Origin of the sequence: Mycolicibacterium iranicum (genome assembly GCF_014190915.1) — a bacterium.
Taxonomy (GTDB): Bacteria; Actinomycetota; Actinomycetes; order Mycobacteriales; family Mycobacteriaceae; genus Mycobacterium; species Mycobacterium iranicum_B.
Map to the genome: position 1 here is coordinate 1 of NZ_JACHVU010000022.1, position 18,154 is coordinate 18,154.

Below are 18,154 nucleotides of genomic sequence, written 5' to 3' on the forward strand. Positions count from 1 at the left end.
TACTGAACCTAACCCGCCGAACTCAGCAACAAAACGGCTCCCCGGCGGTGCATCTATCGCACGAGTACACGAACCCGGAAGAACGATGTCGCCGGTGTCGGTCGGTTCTTCGAGAAACCCTGCCCGGCAGCTTCTCTGAGCCCGATCGGTCGTCAACGCTCCGCTTGGCGCGCGGCACCATTGTGCGATGCCTGAAAAGCCAGAGAAGTGATAAGTCCACTCAACGGAAGTTCTCTGGCTCACAGGTTGTGTGGAGCATCCCGCTCTACGGCATCCGGGGTGTCCTTCCGTTGCCGATCGTGTGGAATCAGACCATGACAGTCGACTACCGCGAGAGCCAGCGTGAGATCAGCACCCCGAAAGGAATCTTGCGTTACCACGAAGCCGGCGACGGTCCCCCGCTGCTGTTGCTGCACGGATCCGGCCCGGGAGTCACCGGTTGGCGCAACTACCGCGGCAACCTGGCAGTGTTCGCCAAGCATTTCCGGTGCCTGGTCTTGGAGTTCCCCGGATTCGGGATCAGCGACGATTTCGGCGGCCACCCGATGCTGGACGCGCAGGGAGCCGCCGTGCAGTTCGTGGATGCCCTGGGCCTGGACAGGGTCGACGTGATCGGCAACTCGATGGGCGGTGGCGTCGGAATCAACTTCGCCACCAACCATCCCAGCCGAATCGGCAAGCTGGTGACCATCGGCGGCATCGGCACCAATATCTACAGCCCCGGCCCCAGCGAGGGCATTCGACTGCTGCAGGAATTCACCGAAGACCCCACCCGGCAGCGGCTCGTCGACTGGTTGCGCTCGATGGTCTATAGCGAGTCGCTGGTGACCGAGGAGCTCATCGAGGAACGGTGGGCGCTCGCTACCGATCCGGAGACGCTCGCCGCGGCCCGACGCATGTACGGCAAGGCGGCGTTCGCGGCGATGATGCAGATGATGCGCAACGCCGACTTCCCGCTGCCGTGGGCGACGATGCACAAGATCACCGCGCCCACGCTGCTGACCTGGGGTCGCGACGACCGCGTCAGCCCGCTCGACATGTCGCTGGTGCCGATGCGGACCATTCCCAACGCCGAACTGCACGTGTTCCCCAACTGCGGCCACTGGGTGATGATCGAGGCGAAGGCGGCGTTCGAGCGGACGGTCCTGGCGTTTCTCAGCGACGATCGCGCATGAAGCGCCGATAGCCGAGGAATCGTGCGGCGTAGTGCGGCAACATCATTGCCGGCAACCGCGCCGGCCACGAGTCGGCCCGGAAGTAGGCGTCGGAGCCACCGTCGACGAAAATGATGCTGCCGCACAAGAAATCAGCGGCATCGGAGAGCATGAACAGCATCCAGTCCGCCAGGTGGGCAGCGGTGCCGAAATCACCGATCGGCACCGGGAACGCACCGATCGCCTTGGCTTCATCCGGATTGGCCAATTGCTCGGCAAGTAGCGGGGTCATGACGGCGCCCGGGGCGATCGCGTTGAGCCGTATTCCCGCACCCGCCCAAGCCGGGGTCACCGCATGTCGTCGCACCCAACGCGAGAGTGCGATCTTCGATGCGGCGTAGATCATCGGCGCTGACCGTTTCCCGAAGACGCGTACCGCACGTAGCGCACGCTCCCCATCGCCGGTCAGCAGCGCGCGCACCGCGCGCCGCGGCACCAGCGGGGTGACGGTGGTCGAGTTGCTCGCTACGACCACGATCTTGGCCCGTCCGGAGCGGGCGAACGCCTGCCGCAGGCCGATCAGCAGGTCGGTCACACCGAAGTAGTTGACCTCGGCGATCATCTTGTCGCGTCCCGCGATCGGTCCCAGACCGGCGGCCAGCACGGCGCCGTCGAGGACGCCGCCACAGCGATGCAGGATGGCGTCCACGGCCTCGCGGCGGCCGGTTCTGATGGACAGGTCGGCGACCACATCGGCGTCCTTGATGTCGACACCGATCACGACATGACCTGCCGTACAGAGCCTTTCCGCAGCGGCACGCCCCATTCCCGACGCCGAGCCACTCACCACATACGTGCCCACGAACCGCTGCCTTTCGGTTCATCGGTCGCCAGGATGCAGATCGGTCCGCGTCCCACAAGGTGTTGGAACAGCAGCGATCACCGACACGCCGACTGAATCGGCACCGTCAACGTCCATTTTGTTGCCCCTCCGGATCTGCAGCACGCAGGCCGGCCAATCCCGAGCGCAGGAGTCGATGCGCAGCCGGGTCCCCGTTCAACATTCGACTGATGCGCCGTACGATTCGCCAGCCGCAGTCGGTTCGAGCCAATTCGAAGGTGTTGGCCGTTGCACGCCACACCAGGTACTCCTGCGCCGATACCTTCCATGCCTGGTGGTCGAATGTGCTGTCGGGAAGAGGTGCCTCGCGCCGAAGCAGTACCAGTGACTCGCACAACGCGACCGCATCACTGCCGGTAACGGTCACCACCACGGGTCCGAGGAAATGGCAGCAACCCGATGCAACCAGTTCCCGATGCGATTCTGAACTCACCATCGCTCGTACATCCGCCGCGCTGCCCATTCGCCAGCCCTCGACGTCGTAGATTCCGTCCTGTACCCATAGCTCGGCTGCGATGTCCGCGTCGGCAGAGTCGACCGCCGGGCCGTAGCTGGCGATCAACGCGGCGATGTCACGCTCATCTTCCAACCGCTGCAACCGCTGCAACAGAACAGTGATGTCGGGTTCCTCAGCCATCGCCCGGTGTCTCCATATCCGAGGCGATTTCCGCCAACCGGGCGATCTGCGCGCAATAGTCCTCGGCGGACCGGGCGGCGAGGTGGCACGACACGACGGTCGCACCCGCGGCGGTCAGATTCGCGAGAGCCCGGCGGGTGCCGTCCGGATCGTCCGAAGGGTTCAACGGTCGACCAGTCCCCAGCACGATCTCGAAAGCTCCTGCGGGAGCGTGCTCATTCAACATCGACCGGATCCGATCGGGAGCGAGACCGTACGGCATCCATCCGTCGGCCAGCCGGATCGCTCGGCGCAGCGAAGCCTCGCTCCGCCCACCTATCCACATCGGTAGTTGTGTTCGCGGCGCGTGCGGCTGAACAGTCATACCTCCGAAGGAGTAGAACCGGCCCGAGTACTCGGGTTCAGCCGAACCCAGCGCAGCGCGCAACGCGCCGAGGGCGTCATCGGCGCGGGCTGCGCGCTGCGACCAGCTCGCCCCGATGAGATCGAATTCCTCGCTCAGCGAGCCGATTCCGACCCCGAGGATCACGCGTCCGGCAGCGAGAAGATCCAACGTCCCGTAGCGTTTCGCGATCTCCAGCGGATGGTGGTAACCAAGTACCAGCACCGCGGTGGTCAAGCGGATCCGTCGGGTGTGTGCCGCAAGATAACCCAGCGTCGACAGTGGATCCCAGTAGACCATTCCGCGTGTCGCGGCCTCCCCCGTGGGCACGGCGATGTGTTCGGAACATGTCAGGAATTCCAGACCGCACACGTCGGCGGTATGGGCGATGGCGGCCAGATCCTCCGGTGTCCCGCCGGCTTCCCACGGCGAGGACACGCCCGGCACCTGCACCACGATTGGACTCGAGAGTCCGATTCGAATGCTCATTCCTTCGGCGTGACCAACTCGAGAATCTTCTCGTGAGATTCCAGCACGACTCGGGCACGGTCGGGCGCGCTGTTCAACTCGGCCGTGGCGTCGTTGCCACCCGCGATGAAGATCGGACCGTCGGCCAGATGCGCCAGCCCCTCAGCGGCGACCTGCGCGGGCTCGCTGACCAGCATGCCCGGGACGTCGAAGTTCAGGCCGACGCGCTCCATCGCCGGGGTCCGCGTCACTCCCAGGACAAGTTCGAGTACATCCACATTGTGTCCCCGCAATTCCAGCCACAGGCTCTCGGCGAACACCCGGGAGAACGCTTTGGCACCGGCGTAGGCAGTGTGCCGCCAGGCTCCCATGTATCCGGCCAGCGATCCGACCAGCAGAATGCCGCCGTGACCACGGTCCACCATCGGCCGGGCGTAATGCTGAACAAGGTCGAGCATCCGGGTCACGTTGAGGTCGATCACTTTCTGGAAGTCGGCCAGCGGAGCGTCCAGGAAAAGCTCGTTGCAGGTACTCGCACCAGCGTTGTAGACGAAGAGGCCGACCTCGAGACCGCCGGTAGCTTCGACGATCTGATCCACCGCCGCGGCTTCCAGCAAGTCGACCGCCACCGTGGCCACGTGCACTCCGGCCTCGCGACAACGCTGAGCTGTGGCCTCGAGCGCGTCGGGCTTACGTGCGATGAGAACGAGGTTGAACCCATCTGCTGCGAGTTGGCGGGCGAACTCCGCACCCACGCCCTCAGACCCGCCGGCGATCACCGCCCATGGTCCGTACTTGGACAGATCGGCCATACCTACTCCTATCGCTGAACGCTATCCGTGTCGACAAGCAACGAGATACCGGTGATGTGACGCGCCTCGACACAAGCCTCGTTCGCCGCAGTCAGAAACCCTTCAGCAGTTCGAACCCCTTGTAGCCGGCGTTCGCGACGTCGGCGCAGATATCCAGGTAGGTCGCGAACCCGCCGATGAAGAGCATGAACACCCTGGGCTTGCCAGGCACATTGGCACCCATGTACCAGGAGTTGGCCTTCGGGAACAGCGTCGCGTCGGCGCGTTTGTTGCATTCGGCGACCCAGTCGTCGACCGCGTCGGTGGTTGCCTCGATGGCATCCAGGTCGTGCTCTTCGAGATAGCCGATCGCGTCGGCGATCCAATTGACGTGCGCTTCGGCGTGCAGCACCATGTTGGCCAGCACCGCGGGCGCACCAGGGCCAGAGACCAGGAACAGGTTCGGGAAGCCGTCGACGCCCAGGCCGAGGTACGTGCGCGGGCCGTCGTCCCAATCGTCGACGAGCTTCTGGCCGTTGCGGCCGATGATGTCGATCTTGGCCAGAGTGCCGGTCATGGCGTCGAAACCTGTTGCCAGCACAATCGCGTCGACGTCGAAATGGTCAGCGGTGGTGGTGATGCCGGTGGCATCGATCGATTCGATCGGCGTCTGTCGGACACTGACCAGTTTGACGTTAGACCGGTTGAAGGTCTGAAAGTAGTTGGTGTCGGTGCAGATCCGCTTGGTGCCGATCGGATGATCGTTCGGGATGAGCAGTTCGGCGACTTCGGGGTCGTCGATCACCGCACGGATCTTCTCCTCGTAGAACTTGCGCGCCTCGTCGTTGGCTTCCATGTCGATCATCTGGTCGGCGAAGGTTTTCGAGAACAGCACACCGCCCAGCTGCCAACGTTTCTCGAACGCATCCCGGCGCTCTTCGGGGCTGGCCTCCATGGTCTTCTTCGGATGTGCCACGTGCGGGGATCCGCCGCCGCTTCGCCACGACATCCGTCGGCGTTCTCCGTAGGTGGCCTTGGCCTGGGTGATCTCGTCGGCGCCGAGCGGCCGGTTGCCCGCGGGCACGCTGTAGTTCGGGGTGCGCTGAAAGACGTACAGCTGCGACGCCTGCTCGGCGATGATCGGGATCGACTGGATGCCCGAGGAGCCCGTGCCGATCACGGCGACTTTTTTGCCCGTGAAGTCGACACCCTCATGTGGCCAGTGCGCCGTGTGGTACACCTCGCCACCAAAATCATCCAGCCCGTTGATGTTCGGCGTCAACGGCGAGGACAGCGGACCGGTGGCCATCACCACGAAGCGTGCCGTCACGGTCTCACCGGTATCGGTCGTCACGACCCAGCGCAGCGCATCCTCATCGAAGACCGCCGAGATCACGCGCGTGTTGAACGTGACGCCGGACCGCAGGTTCAACGTGTCGGCGACCCACTTGATGTACTCGAGGATCTCGCTCTGAGTGGCGTACTTCTCCGTCCAGGTCCACTCCTGCTGCAGTTCGTCGGAGAATGAGTAGCAGTAGTCCAGACTCTCCACATCACATCGCGCGCCGGGGTACCTGTTGAAGTACCAAGTGCCGCCGACCTCGGGCGCCGCCTCGAAGACTCGTACCGACCAGCCCTGCTGACGGAACTTGTGTAGGGCATAGAGACCGCCGAAACCGGCACCAACCACAACAATGTCGACATGGTCTGCACTCCCACTCACCTGGTGAACGCTAGGACCTGAGCGAACGCCAGTTCCGATCGTCTCCCGGTCAATGGTCATCGAGATCTGAGTTTCGTCCCGTCTACCGGTAGCGGCCCCGCAGCCGAATCGGGAGGTACTGCAGACTGCGGGCCATGAGCGACGTCGATACCGGCAGCCGCGCCCCGGCCGCCCCCCGCGCAGTGACCCTCACCGTCACCGACGTGATCGAGGAGAGCCGCGATGCCAGATCCCTTGTGTTCGCCGTGCCCGGCGAGCACCAGACGCGGTTCGAATACCGTCCGGGTCAGTTCCTGACGTTGCGCATCCCGAGTGATCTGACCGGTTCTGTCGCGCGGTGCTATTCGTTGGCCAGTTCTCCGCACACCGACGACGCGCCGAAGGTGACCGTCAAGCGCACCGACGGCGGCTACGGATCGAACTGGTTGTGCGACAACGTGTCCGTCGGGGACACCATCGAGGCACTTCCGCCGTCGGGCCTCTTCACCCCGGGCGACCTGGATGGTGACTTTCTGCTGTGGGCCGCAGGCAGCGGTATCACGCCCGTGATGTCAATCCTGAAGTCCGTGCTGGTCGCCGGCGCCGGCCGGGTCGTGTTGTGCTACGCCAACCGCGATGAAGCCTCGGTCATCTTCGCCGCCGAGTTGCGCGAACTCGGGGCACGATATGCCGGTCGGCTCACCGTGTTGCACTGGCTGGAATCGATTCAGGGCCTGCCCAGTCTCGCCCAGTTGAGCAACTTCGCCAGGATCTACTCGGGATACCAGTCGTTCATCTGCGGTCCGGCAGCGTTCATGTCGGTGGTCAAGGAAACCCTCACCGAGGCCGGAACCCCCCGCGATCACATCCATGTGGAGGTGTTCCAGTCGTTGGACGGTGATCCCTTCGCCGAAGTGTCGGTGGAGGATCCTCCGGTCGACGGTCAGACGGCCGACGCCGAGATCTCGATCGACGGCGAGGTGCACCAGCTCAAGTGGCCGGTGGGACGCAACCTCGTCGACACCATGATGGCCGCAGGCATCGAGGTCCCCTACTCGTGCCGGGAAGGCAACTGCGGCTCCTGCGCGGCCACCGTGATCGAAGGTCAGGTCGATCTCGGTAACGCGGGGATTCTCGAAGAGGAGGACATCGCCACCGGGCTGTTCCTGGCGTGCCAGGCCTGCCCGCTCTCGGACAGTGTCAAGGTCGAGTTCTAGACCCACTGCCACCGGGAACATGCGCGTTTCGCTTCCGCTCACCGGGACGGAACGTGCGGCCGCCGGTCGGTAAGCGCCACCATCGCAGGCATGACACAACGGGTGATCGACAGCCTGGCCGACGTCGCAGAGCAACTGCGTGGACAGGCTGAGGAAGCCGAGAAGATCGGCAAGTTGACCGATGACACGGTCAAGACGATGAAGCAGCTCGGCAACATCCGTCAGCTGCAACCGAGGCAGCACGGTGGGTTGGAGGTTCATCCGCGCGAGTTCGCCGAGACGGTGATGGCCACCGCCGCCCTCGACCCGGCCGCAGGGTGGATCAACGGCGTGGTCGGTGTGCACCCATACCAGCTGGCGTACGCCGATCCGCGGGTCGGCGCCGAGATCTGGGCCGAGGACGTGGACACGTGGGTCGCCTCGCCGTACGCGCCGCAGGGTGTCGCCAGACCGGTGGACGGCGGGTACATCTTCACTGGCCGTTGGCAATTCAGCTCCGGGACCGACCATTGCGACTGGATCTTCCTCGGCGCGATGATCGGCGACGACGAGGGCAAGCCGCTGATGCCGCCGCAGATGCTGCACATGATCCTGCCCCGCAAGGATTACGAGATCGTCGAGGATTCCTGGGACGTCGTCGGCTTACGCGGCACCGGTTCCAAGGACGTCATCGTCAAGGACGCCTATGTGCCGTCCTACCGCACCATGGACGCGATGAAGGTGATGGACGGCACCGCCCAGCGCGAGGCCGGCATGACCGAGACGCTGTACCTGATGCCGTGGTCGACGATGTTCCCCCTGGGTATCTCCTCGGCCACCATCGGCATCGCCGAGGGCGCGCTGGCCGCCGCACTGGATTACCAGCGTCAGCGGGTGAACTCCAGCGGTGTGGCCATCAAGGACGACCCCTACGTCATGTACGCCATCGGCGAGGCGGCCGCGGACATCAACGCCGCCCGCCAAGAACTGCTGGCCAATGTCGACCGCATCTACGACATGGTCGACGCCGGCAAGGAGGTGTCCTTCGAGGACCGCGCGGCGGGTCGCCGCACCCAGGTCCGCGCGGTATGGCGAGCGGTCTCGGCGGTGGACGAGATCTTCGCCCGCTGCGGCGGCAACGCCACCCGCATGGACAAACCGCTGCAACGGTACTGGCGCGACGTCCACGTCGGACAGGCACACGCGATCCACGTGCCGAGCACCGTCTATCACGCTTCGGCGCTGAGTTCGCTCGGAGTGGACCCCCAGGGTCCGCTGCGGGCGATGATCTAGGACAGGTCGACACATGAGTCTGATCAAGAGCCTCGGCTATGTCACCGTGCAGGCCACGGACATGCCGCGGTGGCGCCAATTCGCCTTCGAGGGACTCGGTTTCGCCGCTGGCAGCGGGCCCGATCCGGATGCACTCTATCTACGGATGGACGAACGGGCCGCACGCATCATCGTCTCCCCCGGTGACACCGACAAGATCGTCACCGTCGGCTGGGAGGTGCGTGACTCTGCAGCTCTCGACGAGGTCAAGCAGAAGTTGCAAGCCGCCGGTACTCCCTACAAGGAGCTGTCGCTTGCCGAAGCCGACAGTCGCCGGGTCGAAGAGGTCATCGCCTTCGAAGATCCGGCCGGTACCTCGCTGGAGGTCTTCCACGGCGCGGTGCTCGACCACAGCCCCGTCGTCACGCCGTTCGGTGCCCGGTTCGTGACGGGCGAGCAGGGCCTGGGCCACGTGGTGCTGCCCGCGCTGGACGTACCGGGAATGTTCGACTTCTACACCGAGGTACTGGGATTCACGTCGCGGGGCGCGTTCCGGGTGCCGGTGCCGCCGGAGTTCGGCCCGGTCCGGGTGCGCTTCCTTGGCATCAACCAGCGCCATCACAGCCTGGCGCTGTGCCCCGCCGCGACGTTGCGCGATCCGGGTCTGATCCATCTGATGGTCGAGGTCGACACGCTCGACGCGGTCGGCCAGGCGCTGGACCGCATCGCCAAGGACGGCTTCCAGCTGTCCTCGACGTTGGGCCGGCACACCAACGACAAAATGGTGTCCTTCTACGTCCGGGCCCCCGGCGACTGGGACATCGAGTTCGGCACCGAGGGCATGCGGGTCGACGAGAACTATTACACCGCTGAGGAAATCACCGCCGACAGCTACTGGGGCCACCAGTGGGTCGACGATCTGCCCGCCGCGATGCGCCCATGACGAGAGATATCGTCCCGATCGCCGAAGCCGAGATCTCCCGCTGGGACCACGAGGCCGATGTCGTCATCGCCGGCTACGGCGTGGCGGGGGCGTCTGCGGCGGTGGAGGCCGCGCGCGCCGGTGCCGATGTGCTCGTGCTGGAGCGCACCGGCTCGTGGGGCGGTGCGGCGTCCATGGCCGGTGGGTTCATCTATCTGGGCGGCGGCACCCCGCTGCAGAAGGCTTGCGGATTCGAGGATTCGGTCGACAACATGGCTGCCTTCCTCAAGGCGGCCATGGGCCCCGGCGCCGACGACAAGCGCATCGACGACTACTGCGCGGGCAGCGTCGCGCACTTCGACTGGCTCGTCGACTGCGGGGTGACGTTCAAGGAAGAGTTCTATGGCGAGCCCGGCTGGGAGCCGATGGGCGACCAGGGGTTGATGTACTCCGGTGGCGAGAATTCGTTCCCGTTCAACACCATCGCCACCCCCGCGCCCCGCGGTCACGTGCCGCAGATGTCGAACAAGAAGCAGGGCGAGGCGTCCGCCGGTTACATGCTGATGAAGCCGCTCGTCGAAACCGCGACCGCGGCCGGCGCCCGCGCTGTGTATGACGTTCGGGCGCAACGGCTTGTCGTCTCAGCCGACGGTCGGGTCACCGGAGTGGTCGCGCGCCGGTACGGCGGTGAGGTCACCATCCGGGCCCGCCGCGGCGTGGTGTTGGCCACCGGAAGCTTCGCCTACAACGAGGCAATGGTCGCACAGTATGCACCGCGGATCGCGGGCCGACCGGCGGCCTCGATCGAGCAGCACGACGGCCGTGCCATCCAGATGGCTCAGGCACTCGGGGCAGACCTGGCCCACATGGACGCCACCGAGGTCGCCATCTTCGCCGACCCGCAGCAGGTGGTGCGCGGCATCCTGGTCAACGCCAGGGGTCAGCGCTACGTCGCCGAGGACACCTACCCGGGCCGCATCGGCCAGTTGACGCTGTATCACCAGGACAACACGGCGTACCTGATCATCGACGCCGACGCCCAGGAAGAGGCGGTGGCTTCGCTGTCACCACAGCTGATGATGCGGCCGCCGACCTGGGTCGGCGACACCGTCGCCGAGCTCGAATCGGAGATCGGATTGCCGCCGGGGTCGCTGCAAGCCACCGTCGCGGCATACAACGAGGGCGCGGCGCGCGGCGAGGATCCGCTGCTGCACAAGAAGCCGCAGTGGATCACGCCGATCGGCTCCCCCGTCGGCGCCATCGATCTACGGGAGAGCACCGGCGGGTTCACCCTGGGCGGTCTGGCCACCACGCTGGATGCCGAGGTGCTGCACGTCAGCGGCGAAGCCATCCCTGGACTGTTCGCCGCCGGGCGGTCGGCCGCCGGCCTCGCCGCATGGGGCTATGCCAGCGGCGTATCGCTCGGGGACGGGAGCTTCTACGGCCGGCGGGCCGGCGCCGGCGCGGCGCGGGCCTGACGGGGGGCGGCCCGCAGGGACAGTCGAGTCGCATCCATCAGGGTTCATGTTGGCCCAGGTCGAGCCGGGTTGTGCGTCAGCACGCCCGGCTCCTGTCGTTGTTGCCCACTGAGAATCGGCGGATCTATGTGACAGCAGCCACAGCGATGTGGTACCTCTATATGAGCATTAGGCATATGCCTATTAGATATATGAATGCCGGAGGACCACGATGACCGTGACCGTCGAAAGCCCGCTCGCACCCGCCACCAAGGCAGCCGCCGAGACCCCGAGTGCCGTCATCGACCGGGTCTCTCTCGTGCTGGACGCATTCGACGGCCCCGGCCGGCTGACGCTGGCCCAGATCGTCCGGCGCACCGGCCTGCCGCGCTCTTCCGCGCACCGGATGCTGGAGCGGTTGGTTCAGCTGCGCTGGCTGCGCCGCTCCGGCCGGGACTATGAGCTGGGGATGCGTCTGGTCGAGCTCGGTTCGCTCGCCGTTCATCAGGACCGGCTGCACAAGGCCGCGATCCCGATGCTGCACGAATTGCACGCGGCAACCGGCTTGGTCGTCCACCTGGCCGTCCTGGAGGGCTCGGACGTGGTGTACATGGAAAAGGTCGGCAACCGGATGACCGCCGCCATCCCGACCCGGGTCGGCGGACGCCAGCCTGCCCATTGCGCCGCCGTCGGCAAAGCGATGCTGGCCTTCGCCGGCGAGCCGGATTTCGACACGTTGGCCCCCTCCGCCCTCCCCCGACGGACCAAGTACTCGATCTCCACGCCTGCCCAGCTGCGCGCCGAGCTGGCCAAGGTCCGCTCACACGGAGTCGCCTTCGATCGCGAGGAGTCGGTGCCGGGATTCGGCTGTGTCGCAGCCCCGATCGGCGACCCCGGCGAGGCTGTCGCTGCAGTGTCGGTGTGCGGACCCATGAGTCAGATGAAGTTCGACCAGCACCTCGTGGCGCCGGTGCGCATGGCCGCCATGGGTATCTGGCGCGCCGTCGAGGGCGGCCCGATGCGGGTGGCGCCCACCCTGCAGCAGGTGCGTCCGTTGCGCGGTGGCCCGATCGGCCATGCGGCGGTGCGCAACTCGACCCTGCAGCCTGCATGAGTGACAGCGATACCCTCGACCCGCAGATCGCCACCATGATCGCGGCACTCGATGGCGGGTTCCCGCCGGTGCACACGATGACCGGTGACCAGGCACGCGCCGCCATCCGGTCGCGGATGGTGACGGTGGCCGATCCCGAGCCGGTGGCCTCGGTCGAGGACCGCGACATCCCCGGCCCGGATGCTCCGGTGACCGTGCGTATCTACCGGCCCGAGGCTGCGGCCGGCAAGGCGGTGCCGACACTGGTGTACGCCCATGGCGGCGGTTGGGTGTTCTGCGATCTGGACAGCCACGACGGCTTGTGTCGCGACTTCGCCAATCGGCTTCCCGCCGTGGTTGTTTCGGTGCACTACCGTCGTGCCGCGGAGGAGGGCCAGTGGCCCGCGGCGGCCGAGGATGTATACGCCGCGACGATCTGGGCAGCGGATCGTATAGCCGAACTAGGCGGCGATGCGGACGCGCTGATGGTCGGCGGTGACAGCGCCGGCGGGAATCTCGCCGCGGTCAGCGCGCTGATGGCTCGCGACCGCAATGGTCCCCGGCTGGCCGGTCAGCTACTGCTGTATCCGGTCATCGCCGCGGACTTCGACACCCCGTCGTATCGTCGGTTCGGTCGGGGTTACTACAACCCGCTGCCCGCGCTGCGGTGGTACTGGGACCAGTACGTCCCGAATGAAGCCGACCGGACCAATCCCTACGCGTCGCCGTTGCACGCCGAGGACCTGTCCGGCCTGCCGCCGGCGGTAGCCGTGGTGGCCGGTCACGATCCGCTGCGTGACGAGGGCATCGCCTACGTCGAAGCGCTACAGCGGGCCGGGGTTCCGGTGGCGCAGTGCTATTTCGAGGGCGGTGTGCACGGTTTCATGACCATGCCGAGCCTGGGGATCTGCGAGAAGGCACGCGCCCAGGCGTGCGCCGACCTCACCGGCGTGATCAGCCGACGGGTCACGAAGTAGCCGGTTCCGCCGGGGGGGTGGCTTGGCTCACCGGGCCGTCCGCCCGCTCAGCCGCCCCGTAGCGCTGTAGCGGGTCAAGCACGCAATGCGTGCGACCGAACACCGTCACCATGCACTTGTTGTTGTGGTTACAGCGACTCCGCGTGCCGGGGTCGGCGACCATCTTGTCGACCAGGTCCGGTTCGCGCAGTAGCGCCCGGCCCATCGCGACGAAGTCGAAACCCTCTGCGATGCCCGTCTCGACGTGCTGACGGTTGGTGATGCCGCCGAGCAGGATCAGCTTGGTGTTCTTCATGATCGGCACGAACTGCCGTGCGGCGGGCAGCATGTACATGTCCTCGTACGGGTAGCTCCCCATCACGCCCTTTCCCAGGATGCGCACGCCGGGGCGCAACATGGGCGGCATGACCTCGGCGAACTCGCGCACTGGCACGTCCCCGCGGAACAGGTACATCGGCCGGTAGACCGAGGAGCCCTGGGTCAGCTCGATGGCGTCCAGGGTGGCGTCGGCATCGAGCAGTTGCACTGTGCGCAGAGCCTCGGCGATCCAGATGCTGCCCGGCAGGCCGTCGTCCATATCCAACTTGGCGATCACCGCGATGCTGTTGCCGACGACATCACGCACCCGCTGCGCGATTTCCCGGACCAGCCGGGACCGGTTGTCGATATCGCCACCGTACTCGTCCCTGCGGCGGTTGATCAGCGGGCTCAGGAACGAGCTCGGCAGGTAGAGGTGGCCGAAATGCAGCTCCACGGCGTCGAATCCGGCGTCGACCGCCACCCGCGCCGCCTCACCGAACTGGTCGATGACACCTGCAATCCCGTCACGGCTGATCTCACGGCAATAGGCGAACGATGTCGGGTTGATGAAGCGGCTGGGTGCCAACGCCGTGACGCCGGTCAACTTCTTCGGCGCGACCACCCCGGCGTGGCCGAGTTGCGCCGAGATGCCTGCGCCGGAGGCGTGTACGGCGTCGGTCAGCGTGCGCAGGCCGGGCAGGGCGTCGCTGTTCATCACGATCTGCCCGGGGGCGCTGGCCGCCTGCGGTGAGACACAGCAGTACGCGACGGTGGTCATTCCGACACCACCTTCGGCGAAACTTCGGTGGAAATCGATGAGATCGTCGGTGACCAGCCCCTTGGGCGATCGCCCCTCGGAGGTGGCGGCCTTGATGATTCTGTTGCGGAGCCGGACGGGCCCGAGTTGCACCGGACTGAATGGATCTGGCCTGCGATCGGTCATCTGAATACCGTCGACTCGGGGACCACCGCCGTCAACGGTTACTCCCGATGGCCGGGATTGGCGCCGCACCGGCTACTGCCTCGTCCCTATTGTCGCTGTCATGGCAGATGGTGCGGTCTTCGTCATCGACCGGGTGATCACCCGGCCCGGATGCGCCCGGCGGTTCATCGACAGTTATCTGTCCGGGTACGCCCCGGGCGCCCGCGAACGCGGCATGACACTGGTCAATGTGCTTGTGTCCCCTCCTATCTGGTATGACACGCAGCCCAACACGGTCACCGCCACCTGGACCTTGCCCAGCGCGCAGGCGTGGTGGGAGATGACCTGGAAGGGCAGGCCCGACCCCGCTCTCGGTGCCTGGTGGGCCAGCGTCGACGACCTCGTCGTGAAACGGGAGCGCAGTGCGGCGGCCGCATACGATGACGTCGAAATGCTCTGCGATGTTTAATGTCACCCGGCTCATCGACGTCGCAGAGGCCGACCGCGAACGTATCCGGGACGCGCTCACCGACGCAGCGCGGCGCAGCGGTGCCGACCGGTCGCTGGTCTCCCCTACCCTGGCCGGCAGCCGCAACGGCGGTGATCTTCTGCTGCACCTGCGATTTGCCGACCGCGCCCTCTGGGCTGGGGCGGCCCCGGACGTCGAGGCCGTACTGGCCGACCCCGCGGTCACTCGCATCAATGGTGCGGACTATCACGGCTCACCTACCGGCATCGTGGGCCGCCCGACCGGCAGTGTCTACCGCGCACTGCTGTTGCGGGTCGCCGACGGCACCGATCCCGACACGATGGCCCGCTTCGAGGCCGACCTTCGGCTGTTGCCCGGGTACGTGTCCACCATCAGCGCGTGGCAGCTCAGCCGGCCCGAGCAAACCGTCGGGAACGCCTGGACCCACGTCTTCGAGCAGGAGTTCAGCGATGCCGACGGCATCATGGGCGCCTACCTGATGCACCCGATCCACTGGGCGGTGGTCGACCAGTGGTTCGATCCTGAATGCCCGAGTGCGCTTGTCCGTGAACGGGTCTGCCACAGCTTCTGCACCGACCATGGTCACGTGCTGCGCTGACGGCCCGAGCCGCGGGGCTCAGAGCCCCTGCGGCAGGATGTTCGGGTTCGCGGCGGCCGGCGGCTCCAGCGGAGGTAGCTCCGTAGCGCCGTCGAGGCTGTGCACCGTCAACTTCTTCGACCACGGGTAGTGCAGGCTGAACGCGACCAGACCGGTGCGCTCAGCCGCCGGTAAGTGACACATCGCCAGCACCGTCTCGGCCAGGTACTCGACGGGTTCGGTCGGGAAGGTGTCCGGTATCAGGCTGGCCGCACCGGGCGTGCGCACGGCGCTGGACGGTCCGACCACGTTGACCGCGATGTTCGAGTCGAGCAACTCGGCGGCGACACCCTGGGTGAAGCGGTGTAGCGCCGCCTTCATCGCGGCGTAGATGACGTCGCCGGAGCTCTTGTTGTACTCCCGGTAGGGCCGCGCGGGCGCCAGTCCGGTGACCGAGCCGATGTTGACGATCCAGCCGGCACCCTGCGTGCGCATGTGCGGAACGGCCTGCTGGGTCAACACGAACGGGGTGCGGACATAGTGCTCCACGGTCCGTTCGAAGGTCGCCATCGGCATGTCTTCGATGATCGAGTAGTCGGCGTATCCGGCATTGTTCACCAGGATGTCCAGCCGTCCGGTGCGCTCGACCACTTGATCAACCAGGCGCGCCCGTTGGTCGGCGTCCTCCAGATCACAAGCGATGCCGAACGCCGTGCCGCCGGCGGCCTCGATCAACGCGATGGTCTCACCGATGGTTCCGGGCAGCTCGGCCGTGGTGCCGGCTCTGGTCGACGCCGATGGTCGATGCGACCGCGCGGTCACCGCCACGGTCGCGCCCTCCGCGGCCAGCCGCTGGGCGATGGCGCGCCCGATGCCCCGGCTGCTACCGGTCACCAATGCCGTTCTACCGCAGAGAATTCCACTCACTGGACGACGAGATCCTCTTCGTTGGGGACGCGATGACTTTGCCACACCTCGATCAGGCGGAACGGGAACGCCGTGACGATCCGGCCACCGCCGGACCGATAGTAGGTGTGCGCGGTCGGGGTGTGGCACCACACCGTCTGCGCCATCGCGTCATCGATGGAGCGCACATAGGTTTCGAACGCCTCCCGCGTGACCTCCAGGGTCTGGGCACCCCGTTCGGCCATCAGCTGTAGGCACTCCATCACGTAGTGCACCATGACCTCGACACCGAAGTTGTGGCCGGCGCCGTGGCCCGGGCTGTAGTTGGGGGCAGAGGAGATGAACATGTTCGGGAATCCCGGCACGAGGCCACCGCGGTAGGCGCTGGGGCTGTCACCCCAGACGTCGGCCAGTTTGACCCCGTCACGGCCGACGATGTCCACCGTGGACAGGAAGTCCAGGTGGTAACCGGTGGCGTAGATGATGACGTCCAGGTCGATCTGGCGGCCGTCCTGGGTGACGATGCCGCGCTCGTTCACACGTGCGGGCTCGCTGGCCTCGACGTCGACGTGGTCGCGCGTCAGCGCCGCGTAATAGCCGCCCGGATCGCGGATGATGCGCTTGCCGTACGGCGCGAAGTCCGGTGTCACCTTCTTCGCCAGTTCCGAACCGGCGCCGAAGGTGCGGTCGATGTATTCCAGGCACATCTGCAACAGAACGTCATTGGCCGGCGAGATGGACAGGTGGTCGGCGGCCCATTCAGGGTCGCGCACGATGACTGGATAGTTGTTGTCAGCAGTGCCCCAGAAAGACTTCAGCCGGTTCCAGTTGGCGTAAAACGGCACATGGGCATTGAGCCAGCGGCGGTGTTCGGGAACGTCGTCGGTCAGACGCTTGCGCGGCGCGACCCAGTGCGGCTGACGCTGAAAGACCGTCAGGTGCTCGACCTCGTCGACCGAGGCGTCCACGATCTGCACCGCGGTGCAGCCGGCACCGATGATCGCCACCCTCCTGCCGCGTAGCGACAACTCCGGATCCCACTCGGCCGAGTGGATGCTCACCCCGGCGAAGGTCTCTTTGCCGGGCAGCTCGGGCCAGCGCGGTCGATTCAAGTAACCCACTGCGGGAACAACGACATTCGCGTAGGAGACGTCGACGGCGCCGTCGACGCCGATGGCGTGTACCTCCCACATCTTGCGGTCGGCGACCCAGCGCAACGCGGTCACCTCGGTACTGAATCGGGTGTGCTCACGCAGCCCGTTCTTGTCGGCGACCGACTGGAGGTAGCGCTGGTACTCGGGGCCCTGCGGATAGTAGCTCGACCAGTCGCCGTTGATATCGCGCGACAGCGAGTAGTAGGCCGATGGGGTGTCCACCCCGATGCCCGGGTATACGGCGGTGTACCAGGTGCCGCCCACCTCGTCGTTACGGTCGAAGATCTCATAGTCGATACCGGCGTCGGCGCACTCGAGCGCCGCGGCCATGCCGGCGATGCCCGCCCCGATGATCACGACCTTGAAACCGGTGGGCAGCGTCGCGGTCCGCGGCAGCACCGGCTGGGAGGGATGAAAACCGCCCTGCTCCAACAGCAGACCGACATACTCGGGTCCCACCTCGGCGCCCAGCGCCAGCGGCGCGACGGCGGCGAACAGCTCCGGATCGTCGAACGGCACCGCATTCGCCGGGCGCGGGGTTCCCAGCGCAGCCACCACCGCCTCGACCAGTTCGGCATGGGTCTGCGGATCGGTGCTGCCCGTCTGCTCGGGCGGATCCGGCGTGAACGAGATCTTGCTCGTATACCGCTCCACGACATTCGCGTCACCGGTCAACTGCGCCAACACCGCCACCAAGATGCCGGCATCGGCCTTCGCGAGATGGGCCTGCAGTTCCTGGGCGTCCAGTGACTTCGGGTCTGCTGCCACGGTCACAGCCATCGTCATCGATCCTCCTTGTCCTGGATCGAGTATGTGAGCGTCAGGGCTCGTACGAGCCGGCGTTTTCTACTGA

Annotated in this window: 17 protein-coding genes and 1 pseudogene; 9 read left to right on the forward strand and 9 right to left on the reverse strand. The window is 66.1% G+C overall.

What is annotated here, in order from left to right; all coding sequences use genetic code 11:
* Positions 1–93: pseudogene (locus FHR72_RS25820) on the reverse strand (2-keto-4-pentenoate hydratase); the annotation flags it as partial.
* Between the two features lie 221 nt (positions 94–314).
* On the opposite strand from FHR72_RS25820, the gene FHR72_RS25825 reads away from it, so the two are divergent.
* The gene (locus FHR72_RS25825; RefSeq protein WP_183474296.1) at positions 315–1,175 is read left to right on the forward strand and encodes an alpha/beta fold hydrolase; all 861 of its coding nucleotides are present in this window, start codon (positions 315–317) and stop codon (positions 1,173–1,175) included.
* Here FHR72_RS25825 and FHR72_RS25830 read toward each other — a convergent pair.
* The 5 genes from FHR72_RS25830 to FHR72_RS25850 all read right to left on the reverse strand — a co-directional run bounded on the left by FHR72_RS25830 (position 1,156) and on the right by FHR72_RS25850 (position 6,056).
* On the reverse strand, positions 1,156–2,016 hold the full coding sequence (locus FHR72_RS25830) for an SDR family oxidoreductase (RefSeq protein WP_183474298.1): 861 nt from the start codon (positions 2,014–2,016) through the stop codon (positions 1,156–1,158). The genes FHR72_RS25825 and FHR72_RS25830 overlap by 20 nt on opposite strands.
* 106 nt (positions 2,017–2,122) lie before the next feature.
* Positions 2,123–2,692 carry a nuclear transport factor 2 family protein gene (locus FHR72_RS25835; protein ID WP_183474301.1) on the reverse strand — a complete coding sequence of 190 codons (570 nt, stop codon included), beginning with the start codon at positions 2,690–2,692 and terminating at the stop codon, positions 2,123–2,125.
* Complete coding sequence (locus tag FHR72_RS25840; protein ID WP_183474407.1) at positions 2,685–3,557, reverse strand: TIGR03619 family F420-dependent LLM class oxidoreductase; 873 nt, start codon at positions 3,555–3,557, stop codon at positions 2,685–2,687. Before FHR72_RS25840 ends, FHR72_RS25835 begins: the two co-directional genes overlap by 8 nt.
* Positions 3,558–3,559: 2 nt before the next feature.
* The gene (locus FHR72_RS25845) at positions 3,560–4,354 is read right to left on the reverse strand and encodes an SDR family NAD(P)-dependent oxidoreductase (RefSeq protein WP_183474304.1); all 795 of its coding nucleotides are present in this window, start codon (positions 4,352–4,354) and stop codon (positions 3,560–3,562) included.
* Between the two features lie 91 nt (positions 4,355–4,445).
* Positions 4,446–6,056, reverse strand: coding sequence for a flavin-containing monooxygenase (locus FHR72_RS25850; protein ID WP_311736259.1), 1,611 nt, complete (start codon positions 6,054–6,056; stop codon positions 4,446–4,448).
* Positions 6,057–6,190: 134 nt separating this feature from the next.
* On the opposite strand from FHR72_RS25850, the gene FHR72_RS25855 reads away from it, so the two are divergent.
* The 6 genes from FHR72_RS25855 to FHR72_RS25880 all read left to right on the forward strand — a co-directional run bounded on the left by FHR72_RS25855 (position 6,191) and on the right by FHR72_RS25880 (position 12,952).
* A complete protein-coding gene (locus FHR72_RS25855; protein WP_183474309.1) occupies positions 6,191–7,252 on the forward strand; it encodes a ferredoxin--NADP reductase in 1,062 nt (353 codons plus the stop codon).
* A gap of 90 nt (positions 7,253–7,342) precedes the next feature.
* Positions 7,343–8,524 carry an acyl-CoA dehydrogenase family protein gene (locus FHR72_RS25860; RefSeq protein WP_183474312.1) on the forward strand — a complete coding sequence of 394 codons (1,182 nt, stop codon included), beginning with the start codon at positions 7,343–7,345 and terminating at the stop codon, positions 8,522–8,524.
* A gap of 13 nt (positions 8,525–8,537) precedes the next feature.
* Positions 8,538–9,446: a biphenyl-2,3-diol 1,2-dioxygenase gene (gene bphC, locus FHR72_RS25865; RefSeq protein ID WP_183474315.1), complete on the forward strand. Its 909-nt coding sequence runs from the start codon at positions 8,538–8,540 to the stop codon at positions 9,444–9,446.
* Entirely contained in the window at positions 9,443–10,903 is a 1,461-nt protein-coding gene (locus FHR72_RS25870; RefSeq protein WP_183474317.1) for an FAD-dependent oxidoreductase, read from the forward strand. Before bphC ends, FHR72_RS25870 begins: the two co-directional genes overlap by 4 nt.
* Positions 10,904–11,114: 211 nt before the next feature.
* Positions 11,115–11,996, forward strand: coding sequence for an IclR family transcriptional regulator (locus FHR72_RS25875; protein ID WP_183474320.1), 882 nt, complete (start codon positions 11,115–11,117; stop codon positions 11,994–11,996).
* Positions 11,993–12,952: a LipP1 family hormone-sensitive lipase gene (locus FHR72_RS25880; RefSeq protein WP_183474323.1), complete on the forward strand. Its 960-nt coding sequence runs from the start codon at positions 11,993–11,995 to the stop codon at positions 12,950–12,952. Before FHR72_RS25875 ends, FHR72_RS25880 begins: the two co-directional genes overlap by 4 nt.
* On the opposite strand, the gene FHR72_RS25885 is transcribed toward FHR72_RS25880, so the two are convergent.
* On the reverse strand, positions 12,942–14,195 hold the full coding sequence (locus FHR72_RS25885; protein WP_183474326.1) for an NADH:flavin oxidoreductase: 1,254 nt from the start codon (positions 14,193–14,195) through the stop codon (positions 12,942–12,944). The two genes, FHR72_RS25880 and FHR72_RS25885, sit on opposite strands and share 11 nt — an antisense overlap.
* 100 nt (positions 14,196–14,295) lie before the next feature.
* Between FHR72_RS25885 and FHR72_RS25890 the strand changes: the two genes are divergently transcribed.
* A complete protein-coding gene (locus FHR72_RS25890; protein WP_183474329.1) occupies positions 14,296–14,643 on the forward strand; it encodes a hypothetical protein in 348 nt (115 codons plus the stop codon).
* Positions 14,636–15,262: a Dabb family protein gene (locus FHR72_RS25895; protein ID WP_183474332.1), complete on the forward strand. Its 627-nt coding sequence runs from the start codon at positions 14,636–14,638 to the stop codon at positions 15,260–15,262. The genes FHR72_RS25890 and FHR72_RS25895 overlap by 8 nt, the downstream gene beginning before the upstream one ends.
* 18 nt (positions 15,263–15,280) lie before the next feature.
* Here the strand turns inward: FHR72_RS25895 and FHR72_RS25900 are convergent, their stop codons facing one another.
* Entirely contained in the window at positions 15,281–16,168 is an 888-nt protein-coding gene (locus FHR72_RS25900) for an SDR family NAD(P)-dependent oxidoreductase (RefSeq protein WP_183474334.1), read from the reverse strand.
* Positions 16,165–18,081: a flavin-containing monooxygenase gene (locus tag FHR72_RS25905; RefSeq protein ID WP_183474410.1), complete on the reverse strand. Its 1,917-nt coding sequence runs from the start codon at positions 18,079–18,081 to the stop codon at positions 16,165–16,167. The genes FHR72_RS25900 and FHR72_RS25905 overlap by 4 nt, the downstream gene beginning before the upstream one ends.
* Between the last annotated feature and the right edge of the window lie 73 nt (positions 18,082–18,154).

What these genes read in the sequence shown, in the direction of transcription:
- FHR72_RS25860 (WP_183474312.1), top strand. Translation starts at nt 7,343, where the DNA reads ATGACACAACGGGTGATCGACAGCCTGGCCGACGTCGCAGAGCAACTG.
- FHR72_RS25845 (WP_183474304.1), bottom strand. Translation starts at nt 4,354, where the DNA reads ATGGCCGATCTGTCCAAGTACGGACCATGGGCGGTGATCGCCGGCGGG.
- FHR72_RS25825 (WP_183474296.1), top strand. Translation starts at nt 315, where the DNA reads ATGACAGTCGACTACCGCGAGAGCCAGCGTGAGATCAGCACCCCGAAA.
- FHR72_RS25875 (WP_183474320.1), top strand. Translation starts at nt 11,115, where the DNA reads ATGACCGTGACCGTCGAAAGCCCGCTCGCACCCGCCACCAAGGCAGCC.
- FHR72_RS25855 (WP_183474309.1), top strand. Translation starts at nt 6,191, where the DNA reads ATGAGCGACGTCGATACCGGCAGCCGCGCCCCGGCCGCCCCCCGCGCA.
- FHR72_RS25895 (WP_183474332.1), top strand. Translation starts at nt 14,636, where the DNA reads ATGTTTAATGTCACCCGGCTCATCGACGTCGCAGAGGCCGACCGCGAA.
- FHR72_RS25880 (WP_183474323.1), top strand. Translation starts at nt 11,993, where the DNA reads ATGAGTGACAGCGATACCCTCGACCCGCAGATCGCCACCATGATCGCG.
- bphC (WP_183474315.1), top strand. Translation starts at nt 8,538, where the DNA reads ATGAGTCTGATCAAGAGCCTCGGCTATGTCACCGTGCAGGCCACGGAC.
- FHR72_RS25905 (WP_183474410.1), bottom strand. Translation starts at nt 18,081, where the DNA reads ATGGCTGTGACCGTGGCAGCAGACCCGAAGTCACTGGACGCCCAGGAA.
- FHR72_RS25870 (WP_183474317.1), top strand. Translation starts at nt 9,443, where the DNA reads ATGACGAGAGATATCGTCCCGATCGCCGAAGCCGAGATCTCCCGCTGG.
- FHR72_RS25890 (WP_183474329.1), top strand. Translation starts at nt 14,296, where the DNA reads ATGGCAGATGGTGCGGTCTTCGTCATCGACCGGGTGATCACCCGGCCC.
- FHR72_RS25885 (WP_183474326.1), bottom strand. Translation starts at nt 14,195, where the DNA reads ATGACCGATCGCAGGCCAGATCCATTCAGTCCGGTGCAACTCGGGCCC.
- FHR72_RS25835 (WP_183474301.1), bottom strand. Translation starts at nt 2,692, where the DNA reads ATGGCTGAGGAACCCGACATCACTGTTCTGTTGCAGCGGTTGCAGCGG.